The sequence below is a fragment of the Faecousia intestinalis genome, from assembly GCF_040096185.1.
Lineage (GTDB): Bacteria > Bacillota > Clostridia > Oscillospirales > Oscillospiraceae > JAZOXB01.
The window spans coordinates 1-12,109 of sequence record NZ_JBBMFF010000259.1 but is presented as its reverse complement, the minus strand read 5'-3'; the positions used below and the strand labels follow the sequence as shown (position 1 = coordinate 12,109).

Here is a 12,109-nt window from a genome sequence, read left to right as displayed (position 1 = left end):
CATCGCAGCGGCCCGTTTGATATGAAATTTAACTTGTATATGATACCTGCGTGACGGTATAGCCAAGCTGGCGGAGCCCTTCGACAATGCCGTCCTCGCCCAACATATGGGCGATCCCGACGATATAGAACACGTTCTTCCCGGCGCGCAGGGCTTCGTCCGCCGCCCGGATCATGGCGGCGTTGCGGTCCGTCACAAGGGTGCGGCCGAACTCTTCCGCGGCTGCCTCTTCCTCCGGCGTGAGCGGCTCATCCGGTTCAGCCTCCAGCAGATCGATGATCGCGGCCTCGTCGCCGCTGCACCATGCATCCAGCAGCGCTGCGGCGTCCTCCTCCGTGGCGGCAAGGACCTCCGGACGGATGGCCTGCTGCAGAGCGTAGACCTGCGTCTTCTCGGACAGCGCGCCGAGCGCGCGGTAGACGTCCGTGTATTGCTCGACCTCCAAAATTTCCGTGCCGTCGGCCTTTGCCATCTGCAGGAAATAGCGGTCCACGCCGCCGTCCGGCGAAAAGCGCGTCTGCGCCAGCGCCAGATTTCCTGCCAGCAAATACCAGAAAATGGGCATGTAGTGGTCGAGCATGGTCTGATAGCCGCCGAGGTCCGTCAGCACCTGCTTCGCGTCGGCGTAGGTCTGCGCGTCCAGATGGGCGTCGATGGTCGTGCCGTCGGTGTAGACAAGACAGCGCATCATTTCGACCTGCGCCGACAGGTCTGCCTCCAGCGCGAGAACGTCGCTCTCCACGGCCAGCGTGTCGCAGGCGGCATAGGCGTCCAGAAGCTCCTGCGGATAGGTGAGGCCGTCGCTGACGTGGATGGAGCCGAGCAGGTAGAACGAGCCGGAATAGCCGTTTCCGCTGACCTGCCAGAACAGCGGCTGTGCTGGCTCGGATGCCGCATCGTCCTGCGCGGCGTGGTCGGGGAGCGTTTCCGCCGTTTCCACCGGCGGCTCCGCTGCGGGCTGCGTCGGCTCCGGCGCGGCGGAGCAGGCGCACAGGAGCAGCAGCGCGAGGGCCAGCAGCATGGCAAGGGTACGTTTCATGGGCAGCGGTCCTTTCTGAATCGTTTTCCTTATCGTACGGGATTTCGATGGCGTTTGTCAAGCGCCAAAGGGGCTGCGGAAAATTTCTCGCGATTTTCGAAAAAAGTGCTTGCAATTTGTGGGGCGTTGTGGTAGTATATTGGAGCACGTTGAGTGCGTACGCGCCGGTAGCTCAGCTGGATAGAGTGACTGGCTACGAACCAGTAGGTCGGGGGTTCGAGTCCCTTCCGGCGTACCAAAAATAACCTTTGCCGTAAGGCAAAGGTTATTTTTTATGTCTGCGGAATAAACAGTGCTGTTTTGTTGAGAACGGCCCGGCACTGCCGATATGAACAGGCCGCCGATCAAAACGAACAAACCGCTTGCATCTTGTGCCTGCAGCGGCGGTCAGTGACCGCCTTGTACAGGGATATTCAACCGTGTGAGGGCGCTGGTGCACCGCCACACCGCCCTGATGTGCCATTGCGAGGAGGCCGCAGGCCGACGCGGCAATCTCGGGAAGGCAGTTACGGTTTCGCCGGAGCTTTCGTGATATCCGATATGGTACTGCGAGATTGCCACGTCGCTTCGCTCCTCGCAATGACAAATCTGGAGGCCTCACACCATACAATGCGTGCTGCAAATACTGCCTGCCTGCAAGGCGCTCAATGAGCGCCGCTACAGCCAGAATTGAAAGTCTGGCGTAAAACTGTGCAGGGGATGAGGTCTCCAGTTTATCTTGCAATAAAAAAATGCTCCGAAACCCGAAAGTCTCGAAGCATTTATGGAGCTGCTATCCAGATTCGAACTGGAGTCCACGTCCCGCGGAGCAGGCTCCGCGGGAGCCCGGAGCGACCTCGGATTGAAATGCGCTTCGCGCAAGGGGATGAGGTCTCCAGTTTTGCTTACGGTAAAAGAAAAACCTTCAAAACCCGAAGGCTTTGAAGGTTTCTGGAGCTGCTATCCAGATTCGAACTGGAGTCCATGTCCCGCGGAGCAGGCTCCGCGGGAGCCCGGAGCGACCTCGAATTGAAATGCGCTTCGCGCAGGGGATGAGGTCTCCAGTTTATCTTGCAATAAAAAGAAATGCTCCGAAACTCGAAAGTCTCGGAGCATTTATGGAGCTGCTATCCAGATTCGAACTGGAGACCTCATCCTTACCAAGGATGCGCTCTACCTGCTGAGCTATAGCAGCATTTCCTGACAGCTCTGCTATTATATCAGCAGGATAGAAAATTGTCAACAACTTTTTTTCATTTCGTCGAATTTTTCGGGGCGGAGGAAACGGTCGATCTGTGTCATGAGGGCGGGGTTGGCCTCGCTGCGGGTCGCGCCGAACAGCAGGTCGGCGTGGCCGTCGTGCTCCGGCTCGGCCCAGAGCAGGGCCTGCGCCTGCGGCAGCGCGTGCAGATGGGCCAGAATGGAGCTGCGGTGCAGCGGAGCGATCCAGTCGTGCACGCCGCCGACGAGCAGCAGCGGCGTCCCGGACTCGGCGGCAGCCTGTGCGGCGGTGCGGCGCAGGGCGCGCAGTCCGAAGCGCGCGGCCTGATAGAGGTACAGCGCCGGATAATGCGCATAGGCAAGCACGCCGATGTGGTGCAGGACCGGCGAGAGCGTGGCCTCCATGGGACTGTTCACCCCGCCGATGCACACGGCCGCATCCACCCGGCTTCCCGGCAGGGCGCAGCAGACGGCATAGCCGCCCATGCTGTGGCCGAGCAGGACGAGGCGGCGGCTGCCGAAGCGGCCGTTTTCCTCCAGAAAGCGCAGCGCGGCGCGCAGGTCGTCCGCTGCCTGCGGAAAGCCCCGGCACGACCGGCCCGTGCTGCCGTAGCAGCCGGTGTAGTCAAATGAAAACACGCGCAGCCCGGCTCTGGCGAGCCATTGGATCTGCGGCGCATAGGAAAACGCTCCGTTCCCAAGCCCTGGCGCGAGGACGGCGAGCGTGTCCCCCGTGCCGCATAAGTAGCCCTGCAGGCGGTTCGGCCCACTCAAAAACGTGAGCCTTTTCGCGGGCAGGCCGAGCTCCGGCTCCGGATCGGCGTCGTAGCGCCGGAAGCAGCGGTGATAGATCAGAACGGTCAAGAGAAACAGCGTGAGCAATTTTTTGCCCTCCTTTTTTGGAGGGTATGCCCGTTTTTTGCGATTTTCAAACCGCGTTCTAGGAAATTCCGCCGCGCTGTGCTATAATAAGAAATCCTGTGATGGGAAGAAGAGAGAAAGAGGGCGCAGCTATGGGGGAGCTTCCGTTTGCACTCGCGCCGGAGGCGGCGTTGGGCGCATGGCTCCGGGAGGCGGAGCGGGAGATGGAGCCGCACCGCACGGCGGGGACTTATCGCGGCTTTGACAGCACGGAGCTGCCGTGGCAGGCCGTGCACGCAGACCGGCCGCGTGCCCATGTGGTCCTCCTGCACGGGTTCACGGAGTTTCCGGAAAAATACCGGGAGCTGTGCCGCTATCTCCGGCAGGCGGGCTGCACGGTCTGGCTGCCGGTGCTGCGCGGCCACGGGCAGGGCGGCATCGTGCATGTCGACCGGTTCGAGGACTATGTACGCGATATGGCCTGCTTCCTGCGGGATATCGTCCCGGAGCGGCCGCTGCTGTTTGGCCACTCCATGGGCGGCGGCGTGGCCGCACGTCTTCTGCAGGAGCTGCCGGACTGCGCTGCACGCGCCGTTTTGTGCTCGCCCATGCTCTGCCCGCAGACGGGCCGCGCGCCGTACTGGCTGGCGCTCGGCTGTGCCCGCGTGCTGCTGCGGCGGGGCGAGCGGGAGAAAAGCCCGCTGTTTTCCGGCGCTTATGATCCCAACGCCGAATTTTCGTGCAGCGGCTGCACGAGCCGCGCCCGTTTCCGCGCCGCCATGGACTGCCGCGCAGAGTGTCCTGCCTATCAGACGATGGGCGCGTCGAACCGCTGGGTCTATGAATCGCTCGCCCTGCGCAGCCGGGTCCTCAGCCCGCGCGCCTGCCGCAGAGTGCAGGTCCCGGTCCTGGTGTGCAGCGCCGGGCGGGACACGCAGGTCAGCCTGCGGGAGCAGCGCCTGTTGGCCGCGCGCCTGCCGCAGGGGCGGCTGCTGGAATTCCCCGACGAAAAGCACGAGCTGTACAACGCCGGAAATGCCGGATTGGCGGCGTTCCTGGGCGCAGTTCTGGAATTTTTCGGCCTGACGGCCGGATACGGAAAGGAAGAGACAAAATGACCTTACTTATCGTTGTCGATATGCAGAATGACTTCGTGACCGGTGCGCTGGGCACGGCGGAGGCGCAGGCGATCGTGCCGCATGTGAATGCGAAGATCGCAGCGGCGGATGCCGTCGTCTATACACTCGACACCCACGGCGAGGACTACCTTGCCACGCAGGAGGGCAAGAGGCTGCCCGTGCCGCACTGCATCCGCGGCACCTGGGGCCACGCGCTGGCCGACGGCCTGACCGTCCGGGCGGAGGCAGGGCGGATCGAGAAGCCGACGTTCGGCTCCACTGCCCTCGGCGAGCTGGTGCGCAGCCGCTTCGCGGCGGGCGAGATCGACCGCGTGGAGCTCGTCGGCCTGTGCACGGATATCTGCGTCATTTCGAACGCCCTGCTGTGCAAGGCCTTCTGCCCGGAGCTTCCCGTTTCCGTGGATGCGGCCTGCTGCGCGGGCGTGACGCCCGAGAACCACCGCAATGCGCTCTCTGCGATGCAGTGCTGTCAGATCGACGTGTTAAATATTGCACCCGACGCGAAGTGACAGCTCGGGATGAAGCTGTAACAGGATATTTCTTTGGACATTTCGACGGCGGCGTATGAAAATAGCGCAGCTTTCGGGGAATGCACATTGCGAAAGCAATGGGGTTTTGCTATAGTGGCTACAAACGAAAACTGTCGAGAAATGAGGGTCGACTATGGGAAAGACCGCTTTTCTGTTCTCCGGGCAGGGCGCGCAGCGCGCCGGCATGGGGAAGGAATTCTATGAACATTTTGCCTCCGTCCGCGCACTGTTTGACGCTGCGGAGGAGCTTCGCCCCGGCACGCTGCAGCAGATGTTCGCCGGGAGCGATGACGAGCTGCGCCAGACCGAAAACACGCAGCCCTGCCTGTACCTGGCCGATCTTGCCGCCGCCTACGCCCTGCGCGACAGCGGCCTGCAGCCGGAGGCTGTTGCGGGCTTCTCGCTCGGCGAGATCCCGGCGCTGGCCTTTGCCGGGGCCTATGACGGCATGACGGGCTTCCGCCTTGCCTGCGCGCGCGGCGCAAGCATGGCGCGGGCCGGGAAAAACGTCAACGCCTCCATGGCGGCCATTGTCAAGCTGCCGGACGAGACGGTCGAGCGCCTCTGCGCCGCCTATGACCATGTCTGGCCGGTCAATTACAACTGCGACGGGCAGATCGCCGTCTCGGGCGACCGGGATGAGCTGGAGCGCCTGTATGCCGATGTCGCGGCCGCAGGCGGCCGCAGCATGCCGCTGAATGTCAGCGGCGGCTTCCATTCGCCGTATATGGACCCTGCCTCGGCGGAGTTCGGCGCGATCCTCGCGGACACGCCCCTGCAGAAGCCCGCGCTTCCGGCCTATGCCAACCGCACGGCCGAGCCCTACGGCGAGAATGTCCGCGAGCTGCTCACGCAGCAGATCAACCATCCGGTCCGCTGGAAGGAGACGCTGCGCCATCTGAACGAGCAGGGCTTTGACACGTTTGTCGAGTGCGGCGCGGGCATGGTGCTGTGCAAGCTCGTGCGCAAGAATCTGCCGGAATGCCGCAGCTTTGCGGTCGACAGCCTTGCCGGTCTGGCAAAGCTGCAGGAGGAGGGACTGCTGTGCTGCTCCGCGACCTGATCCGCGAATATACGCAGAGCCGCACGGAGCTGCCTCCCGTGCCTCCGGTGCGCCCGGTGCCGCAGACGCACGTCTGCCCGAAGTGCAAGACGGAGAGCGGCCGTACGGCCGTGGAGCAGGGCGCGATGATCTGCCCGGCCTGCGGCGCGTATTTCCGCATGAATGCGCGCGAGCGCATCATGCATACGTTCGACGCCGGGAGCTTCCAGGAGCTGGATGCCGATGTGACGAGCGTCGATTTTCTGAGCTTCCCCGGTTATGCCGAAAAGCTGGAAAAGGCCCGCAAAACGACGGGCGAGAACGAGGCCGTCCTGTGCGGAACGGCCGCCATCGGCGGCATGTTCTGCGCGACGTTCGTCATGGATTCCAGCTTTATCATGGCCTCCATGGGCTCTGCCGTGGGCGAGAAGATCACCCGTCTGTTTGAGTTCGCACTGGCCCAGCGCCTGCCTGTCATCGGCTTCACGGCCTCCGGCGGCGCGCGGATGCAGGAGGGCGTTGTGTCCCTCATGCAGATGGCCAAGTGCTCCGGCGCGGTCAAGCGCCACAGCGAGGCGGGGCTTCTGTACATCGCCGTGCTGACCGATCCGACGACCGGCGGCGTCACGGCTTCGTTTGCCATGCAGGCGGATATCATTCTCGCCGAGCCGAACGCGCTCATCGGCTTTGCCGGCCGCCGCGTCGTGGAGCAGACGACCGGCTCACAGCTGCCCGGCAATTTCCAACGCGCGGAGTTCCTGCGCGAGCATGGCTTTGTCGACGCGGTGATCGAGCGGCGCGCTCTGCCGGTCACGCTGGGCAACCTGCTCTATCTGCACGGAGGATGAGCGAAAATGAATGCTTTTGAACGTTTGAAAGAGGCCCGGCACGCCGGGCGTCCGACGGGTGCGGCCTATGTTGCCGCGCTGTTTGAAAACCGCCTCGACCTGTGCGGCGACCGCCGCTTCGGCGAGGACCCGGCCATCATTTCCGGCATTGGCACGCTCAGCGGCCGTCCCGTGACCTATATCGCCATCGACAAGGGCGCGGACCTCGACAGCCGCATGCGCAACCACTTCGGCTGCCCCATGCCGGAGGGCTATCGCAAGGCTCTGCGCCTGATGAAGCAGGCCGAAAAATTCCACCGCCCCGTTATCTGCCTCGTCGACACGCTCGGCGCCTACTGCGGCGCGGAGGCCGAGGAGCGCGGGCAGGGCGAGGCCATCGCCGAGAACATTCTGGAAATGATGGGCCTGCGCACGCCGGTCATCTCCGTCGTCATCGGCGAGGGCGGCAGCGGCGGCGCGCTGGCGCTGGCTGCGGCCGACCGCGTGTATATGCTGGAAAACGCCGTTTACTCCGTCATTTCGCCGGAGGGCTGTGCCAGCATCCTCTGGAAGGACTCCGGCCGCGTGGCGGATGCCGCGCAGTGCCTGCACATCACGGCGGCCGATATGGTCGACCTGCATGTGGCCGAGGAGATCATCCCGGAGAATTTCGCCGATTTCCCGCAGATGTGCGCCGCCATGACGGTGCAGCTCACGATGGACCTCGACGAGCTGTGCGCCCTCACGCCCGAGGAGCTGCTCGAGCAGCGCTACCGCCGCTACCGCCGCATCGGCGTGTATGAGGAAAACGGCAGTATTGTCCGCTTTACGGAGCATTAACGCGAGACATTCCGGCCGATACGCCGGAGTATCATATTATGAAATACCGAAATAAGGAGATAGATTACCATGACGAAGACTGAAATTGCAGCGAAGATCAAGAACATGATCAGCGAGAACCTGCGCATCCCCGAAAACATGCTGGACGACGATGCCGAGCTGTTCGGCGGCGACATCGGCCTGGACTCCGTGGACTCCCTCGAGATCATTTCCGGCATCGACGACCTGTTCGGCGTCGACATGACCGGCGTGGACCGCGAGCACTTCCAGACCATCAACGCGCTGGCTTCCTATGTCGAGGAGCATGTGGAGCAGTAAATGGAAAAGCGTTGTGTCATCACCGGCCTTGGCCTGATCTGTGCCGCCGGTAACGACGTGGATACCTGCTGGCAGAATATCTGCGCCGGAAAAACCGGGATCGACGAGGTCAAGTCCGTCTCGACGGAGGGCTGCGTCTCCCATGTGGGCGCGGAGGTGCACTGTGAGAATCTCCCTGCGCCCGAATATGACCGCTCCGTCCGCCTTTGCCTGCATGCGGCCCACGAGGCCGTGCGCGACGGCAGGCTGACGGACAGCGCCGTCCGCGAGGCGGGCGTCATTCTCGGCAGCTGCGTCGGCGGCGCTGCGAGCATCGACCACTATTACACCGGCCTGCTGCAGGGCCGCACGGAGGAGCAGGATGTTCTGAAGATGTCCGCCTCCGCCATTGCGGCGAACACTGCCTTCGCGCTCGGCGCGAACGGCGAAACGGCGAACATTGTCAACGCCTGCGCGGCGGGCACGATGAGCGTTTCGTATGCGTGCGACCTCATCCGCCTCGGCCGCGGCGAAATTTTTCTCGCGGGCGGCACGGATGCCTTCTCATCCCTTGCCTATGCGGGCTTCAATGCGCTGCATGCGCTCTCGGCCGGCCCCTGCTCTCCTCTGAACCACAGCAACGGCATCTCCCTCGGCGAGGGCGCCGGTGTTCTGGTCGTGGAGGAGTATGAGCACGCCATCCGCCGCGGCGCAAAGATCTACTGCGAGGTGGCGGGCTGGGGCGTCAGCTCCGATGCCTTCCACATCACTGCGCCGCAGCCGCAGGGTGAGGGGCAGATGGCCGCGCTGCACCGCGCCATGGTCAACGCCGGAACGGAAGCGGGCGACATCGGCTACATCAATGCCCACGGCACCGGCACGGCCAAGAACGACGCGGCGGAGTTCCTGTCGCTGCACACGCTTTTCGAGGGCGCGGCTCCGTCCGTCAGCTCGACGAAGTCCATGACGGGCCACTGCCTCGGCGCGGCGGGCGCGATCGAAGCCGTCCTCAGCGTCAAGGCGCTGACGGAGAACACGGTTCTTCCGACGATGGGCTATGCCCCGGCGGATCTGGCCCCGCTGGCCGAAAAGGCCGGGAACCTCGACTGCGTTGTGAACGTCGCCCGCGAGCGCGAGCTGGAGAACGTCATGTCGAACTCGTTCGCATTCGGCGGCACGAACGCCAGCATCATTTTCTCGAAAAAGCCGCACCCGGCGGAGCAGACCGGCAAGCGCCGCATCTGCGTGACGGGCATCGGCGAGCTGCTGTCCGAGGCGGACGGCACGGCGAGCGTTCAGCGCGAGCTGACGCCGGAGGATTTCGGCGCGCGCGATGTGAAGCTCGGCTTCTACCGCAAGCTCGACCGCTTCAGCCAGATGCAGGTCCTCAGCGGCGTGGACGCCCTGCGCGATGCGGGCTTCACCATCGATGCGGACAACGCCTCCCGCGTCGGCAGCACGATCGGCACGGCGGACGGCCCCATGGCCGAGATCACGTCGTTCCAGAAGACCGTCTGCGAAAAGGGCCCGGCTGCGGGCAGCGCCTTCAGCTTCCCGCATACCGTGTATAACGCGGCGGGCGGCTACCTGTCCATCTTCACCGGCCTGAAGGGCTTCTGCGCCACGATCGCCAACGGCACGCAGGCCGGCCTGCAGAGCGTCATCTGTGCCTGCGATGAGCTGCGCTCCGGCGCGGTCGACGCCGTACTTGCCGCCGGAACGGACGAAAATTCCGAAAATATCACCGAGGTCTATTCGCACCTGCCGCTGCCCGGCCATGTCGTCGGCGAGGGCTGCGTGACGATGCTCCTCGAGGATGCCGCTGCCGCACAGGCGCGCGGCGCAAGGATCTACGCCGAAATTCTCGGCTATGCCGGGACGCATCAGGCGGCCCGCTACGGCTCGGAGCCTGCGCAGGAGCAGGTCGACCGCACGCTGGCAGGGGCCCTGCAGGACGCGGGCCTGACCGCCGTCGACCGCCTGTTCACCGCACAGGAGATGAAGGCCCGCACCGGCGACGCCCGCGCGGCCTCCGCCGCTCTGGCGTTGGCAGAGGCCTGCCGCGCCGTGTCGTCCGGCGAGTGCCGCACGGCTGCTGCGCTGGCCACCGGCTGGACCGGCAGCGTCAGCTGCGTGATCGTTGGGAGGAAAGAAGCATGAGCATTGCACTTGTGACCGGCGCGTCGCGCGGCATCGGCAGAGCCTGCGCACTGGCGCTTGCCAAACGCGGCTATGATGTCGCGGTGAACTATGTCTCCAACGAGGCCGCCGCGCAGGCGGTCGTCGCGGAGATCGAGGCGCTCGGCGTGCGCAGTCTGGCCGTCCGCGCCAACACGGCCGAGCTGCCGGAGGTCAAGGATATGTTCCGCACCGTCGTGCGCGAAATGGGCGGCCTCGATGTCCTTGTGAACAATGCGGGCGTCGTGGACGACCGCTATCTCATGATGCTCACGGAGGATTCCCTGACCCGCAGCCTCGATATCAATATCAAGGGCTATTTCCACTGCGCGCAGCAGGCGGCGCTCAAGATGTTCAAGAAGAAGTCCGGCGTGATCGTCAACATCTCCTCCGTCAGCTCCGTGCTGGCCATTCCCGGCCAGAGCGTCTACAGCGCGACGAAGGGCGCGGTCAATGCGCTCACGGCGACGCTTGCCAAGGAGCTTGCGCCCTACGGCATCCGCGTCAACGCCGTCGCCCCCGGCTTCGTCGAGACGGAGATGCTCGACCATATCCCGCAGGAGCAGCGCGAGGGCTATCTCAAGTCCGTGCCGATGGGCCGCTTTGCCAAGCCGGAGGAGGTCGGCGACGCCGTCTGCACCCTGTGCGACCCGACGCTGTCCTACCTGACGGGCCAGACGCTCATCCTCGATGGAGGGCTGAGCCTGTGAATCTGCTGGAGATCAATGCGCACATCCGTCAGCGTCCGCCGTTCCAGATGATCGAGCGCGTGACGGCGCTGGAGCCCGGCAAGAGCGCCGACGGCATCAAGTGTGTTTCCGTCAACGAGCCGTATTTTCAGGGCCATATGCCCGGCCTGCCCATTATGCCGGGCGTCCTGCTCATCGAGAGCGCCGCGCAGCTGTGCTCCCTCGTCATCGAGGCTGACGGCAGCGACGACAGCAAGGTCTATGTGCTGCTGAAGGTGCGCGATTTCAAATTCGTCCGTCCCGTTGTGCCCGGAGACCGGCTGGAGATCCATGCCGAGATGGTGCGCGGCGGCGCGGGAGTCTACACGTTCGACGTGACGATCTCCTGCGACGGCGGCGTGCGCGCCAAGGGTGAGCTGATGTTTACGGCCGTGGCGCAGGATTCCATCTACGCATGAGAGTCCTCGTCCTCAACGCCAGCCCGAAGGGCGAGCAGAGCCACACCATGGCCATCACCCGCGCGTTTCTCTCCGGCTTCCCGGAGGGGACGCAGACGGAGCTGCTCGAGCTGCGCCATCTGAACATCCGGCCCTGCACGGGCTGCCTCGGCTGCTGGACGAAAACGCCCGGCCGCTGCGTGCAGCGCGACGACATGGATCGGGTCTATGCGGCCATTGCGGCGGCTGATGTCGTCGTCGAGAGCTTCCCGCTGTATTTTTATGGCATTCCGGGCACGCTCAAGACGCTGACGGACCGCTGCCTGCCCTATACCAAGGCCTATGGATGGAGCAGCCGGGCCGTGCACGAGCTGCGCGACCCCGCCATGCTCGAAAAGCGCCTTGTGCTCATCTCCACCTGCTGGCACACGGGAATCGACCGCCTGTATGCGGCGGTGCGCACGGCCTATGCCGAGTATGCGCCCGGCTATCAGGCGATCTTCTGCCCGCAGGGCGAGCTGTTCGCCATCGATGCCTGCCACCGTCAGGTCAGCGCCTATCTGGCCGATGCGGCGCAGGCGGGGCGCGAGGTCGCGCAGACCGGCCGCATCGCGGACGACACGGCGGCGCGGCTGGCGCGGCCCATCCTCTCGGATGCCACGTTCGAGCGCATCACACGCCCGCACTGGAGCATCATCGACGAATAATTCACGGATGCGGAACATCTCCGCATCCGTTTCCAGCTTGGTAAAAGTCCCTTTGGGATTTTTACCAAGCTGCTTTCAGAATTGCAAAATGTAATTTTTGTAGCATAATTTTGCAATTCTGCCGCTGCGGCGGGCTATTGAACGCGAAAGGAAACCCTGACGGTTTCACACTTTTCTTCCCTCCGAAACTTTCAGCCGGGAGAAAAGCCTCGCAGAGTTTGCGCTCGCAAGCGCAAAGAAAGTGGGAATCATTTTCTCCGGCGGCGTGTACGTCGGAGAAAATACCGCTCGGCTCGCAAACGTGCGAAGGGCGTGCCCTTCGT

Annotated in this window: 13 protein-coding genes and 2 tRNA genes; 11 read left to right on the top strand and 4 right to left on the bottom strand. The window is 63.9% G+C overall.

Annotated elements, in window-relative coordinates:
* Positions 1–28 precede the first annotated feature (28 nt).
* Entirely contained in the window at positions 29–1,039 is a 1,011-nt protein-coding gene (locus WMO66_RS12730; protein WP_349136800.1) for a TraB/GumN family protein, read from the bottom strand.
* A 161-nt stretch (positions 1,040–1,200) separates the two neighbouring features.
* On the opposite strand from WMO66_RS12730, the gene WMO66_RS12725 reads away from it, so the two are divergent.
* Positions 1,201–1,277: transfer RNA gene (locus WMO66_RS12725), tRNA-Arg, on the top strand.
* A gap of 860 nt (positions 1,278–2,137) precedes the next feature.
* Here WMO66_RS12725 and WMO66_RS12720 read toward each other — a convergent pair.
* Both WMO66_RS12720 and WMO66_RS12715 read right to left on the bottom strand, forming a co-directional pair.
* A tRNA-Thr gene (locus tag WMO66_RS12720) sits at positions 2,138–2,213 on the bottom strand.
* 44 nt (positions 2,214–2,257) lie between these two features.
* Positions 2,258–3,121 (bottom strand): alpha/beta hydrolase family protein, encoded by an 864-nt coding sequence (locus tag WMO66_RS12715; protein ID WP_349136799.1) that lies wholly within the window; start codon positions 3,119–3,121, stop codon positions 2,258–2,260.
* Between the two features lie 101 nt (positions 3,122–3,222).
* Between WMO66_RS12715 and WMO66_RS12710 the strand changes: the two genes are divergently transcribed.
* From WMO66_RS12710 to WMO66_RS12665, 10 genes are all read left to right on the top strand, one after another.
* Positions 3,223–4,218: an alpha/beta fold hydrolase gene (locus WMO66_RS12710; RefSeq protein ID WP_349136798.1), complete on the top strand. Its 996-nt coding sequence runs from the start codon at positions 3,223–3,225 to the stop codon at positions 4,216–4,218.
* Positions 4,215–4,748, top strand: a complete 534-nt coding sequence (locus tag WMO66_RS12705) for a cysteine hydrolase family protein (RefSeq protein WP_349136797.1) — start codon at positions 4,215–4,217, stop codon at positions 4,746–4,748. Before WMO66_RS12710 ends, WMO66_RS12705 begins: the two co-directional genes overlap by 4 nt.
* A 154-nt stretch (positions 4,749–4,902) precedes the next feature.
* Complete coding sequence (locus WMO66_RS12700) at positions 4,903–5,832, top strand: ACP S-malonyltransferase (protein WP_349136796.1); 930 nt, start codon at positions 4,903–4,905, stop codon at positions 5,830–5,832.
* The gene (accD, locus tag WMO66_RS12695; protein ID WP_435387804.1) at positions 5,817–6,659 is read left to right on the top strand and encodes an acetyl-CoA carboxylase, carboxyltransferase subunit beta; all 843 of its coding nucleotides are present in this window, start codon (positions 5,817–5,819) and stop codon (positions 6,657–6,659) included. The genes WMO66_RS12700 and accD overlap by 16 nt, the downstream gene beginning before the upstream one ends.
* A gap of 6 nt (positions 6,660–6,665) precedes the next feature.
* Positions 6,666–7,478 (top strand): carboxyltransferase subunit alpha, encoded by an 813-nt coding sequence (gene accA / locus WMO66_RS12690; RefSeq protein WP_349136794.1) that lies wholly within the window; start codon positions 6,666–6,668, stop codon positions 7,476–7,478.
* Positions 7,479–7,547: 69 nt separating this feature from the next.
* Positions 7,548–7,796 carry an acyl carrier protein gene (locus WMO66_RS12685; RefSeq protein WP_349136793.1) on the top strand — a complete coding sequence of 83 codons (249 nt, stop codon included), beginning with the start codon at positions 7,548–7,550 and terminating at the stop codon, positions 7,794–7,796.
* Entirely contained in the window at positions 7,797–9,935 is a 2,139-nt protein-coding gene (locus WMO66_RS12680) for a beta-ketoacyl synthase N-terminal-like domain-containing protein (protein ID WP_349136792.1), read from the top strand.
* Positions 9,932–10,663, top strand: a complete 732-nt coding sequence (locus tag WMO66_RS12675; protein ID WP_349136791.1) for an SDR family NAD(P)-dependent oxidoreductase — start codon at positions 9,932–9,934, stop codon at positions 10,661–10,663. The genes WMO66_RS12680 and WMO66_RS12675 overlap by 4 nt, the downstream gene beginning before the upstream one ends.
* Positions 10,660–11,100 (top strand): 3-hydroxyacyl-ACP dehydratase FabZ, encoded by a 441-nt coding sequence (gene fabZ / locus WMO66_RS12670; protein ID WP_349136790.1) that lies wholly within the window; start codon positions 10,660–10,662, stop codon positions 11,098–11,100. The genes WMO66_RS12675 and fabZ overlap by 4 nt, the downstream gene beginning before the upstream one ends.
* A complete protein-coding gene (locus WMO66_RS12665; protein ID WP_349136789.1) occupies positions 11,097–11,786 on the top strand; it encodes a flavodoxin family protein in 690 nt (229 codons plus the stop codon). The genes fabZ and WMO66_RS12665 overlap by 4 nt, the downstream gene beginning before the upstream one ends.
* A 61-nt stretch (positions 11,787–11,847) precedes the next feature.
* Here WMO66_RS12665 and WMO66_RS12660 read toward each other — a convergent pair.
* The coding region (locus WMO66_RS12660; protein ID WP_349136788.1) for a hypothetical protein at positions 11,848–12,109 on the bottom strand (262 nt) is incomplete at its 5' end.

What these genes read in the sequence shown, in the direction of transcription:
- WMO66_RS12665 (WP_349136789.1), top strand. Translation starts at nt 11,097, where the DNA reads ATGAGAGTCCTCGTCCTCAACGCCAGCCCGAAGGGCGAGCAGAGCCAC.
- WMO66_RS12710 (WP_349136798.1), top strand. Translation starts at nt 3,223, where the DNA reads ATGGGAAGAAGAGAGAAAGAGGGCGCAGCTATGGGGGAGCTTCCGTTT.
- WMO66_RS12700 (WP_349136796.1), top strand. Translation starts at nt 4,903, where the DNA reads ATGGGAAAGACCGCTTTTCTGTTCTCCGGGCAGGGCGCGCAGCGCGCC.
- WMO66_RS12675 (WP_349136791.1), top strand. Translation starts at nt 9,932, where the DNA reads ATGAGCATTGCACTTGTGACCGGCGCGTCGCGCGGCATCGGCAGAGCC.
- WMO66_RS12705 (WP_349136797.1), top strand. Translation starts at nt 4,215, where the DNA reads ATGACCTTACTTATCGTTGTCGATATGCAGAATGACTTCGTGACCGGT.
- accA (WP_349136794.1), top strand. Translation starts at nt 6,666, where the DNA reads ATGAATGCTTTTGAACGTTTGAAAGAGGCCCGGCACGCCGGGCGTCCG.
- WMO66_RS12730 (WP_349136800.1), bottom strand. Translation starts at nt 1,039, where the DNA reads ATGAAACGTACCCTTGCCATGCTGCTGGCCCTCGCGCTGCTGCTCCTG.
- WMO66_RS12685 (WP_349136793.1), top strand. Translation starts at nt 7,548, where the DNA reads ATGACGAAGACTGAAATTGCAGCGAAGATCAAGAACATGATCAGCGAG.
- WMO66_RS12680 (WP_349136792.1), top strand. Translation starts at nt 7,797, where the DNA reads ATGGAAAAGCGTTGTGTCATCACCGGCCTTGGCCTGATCTGTGCCGCC.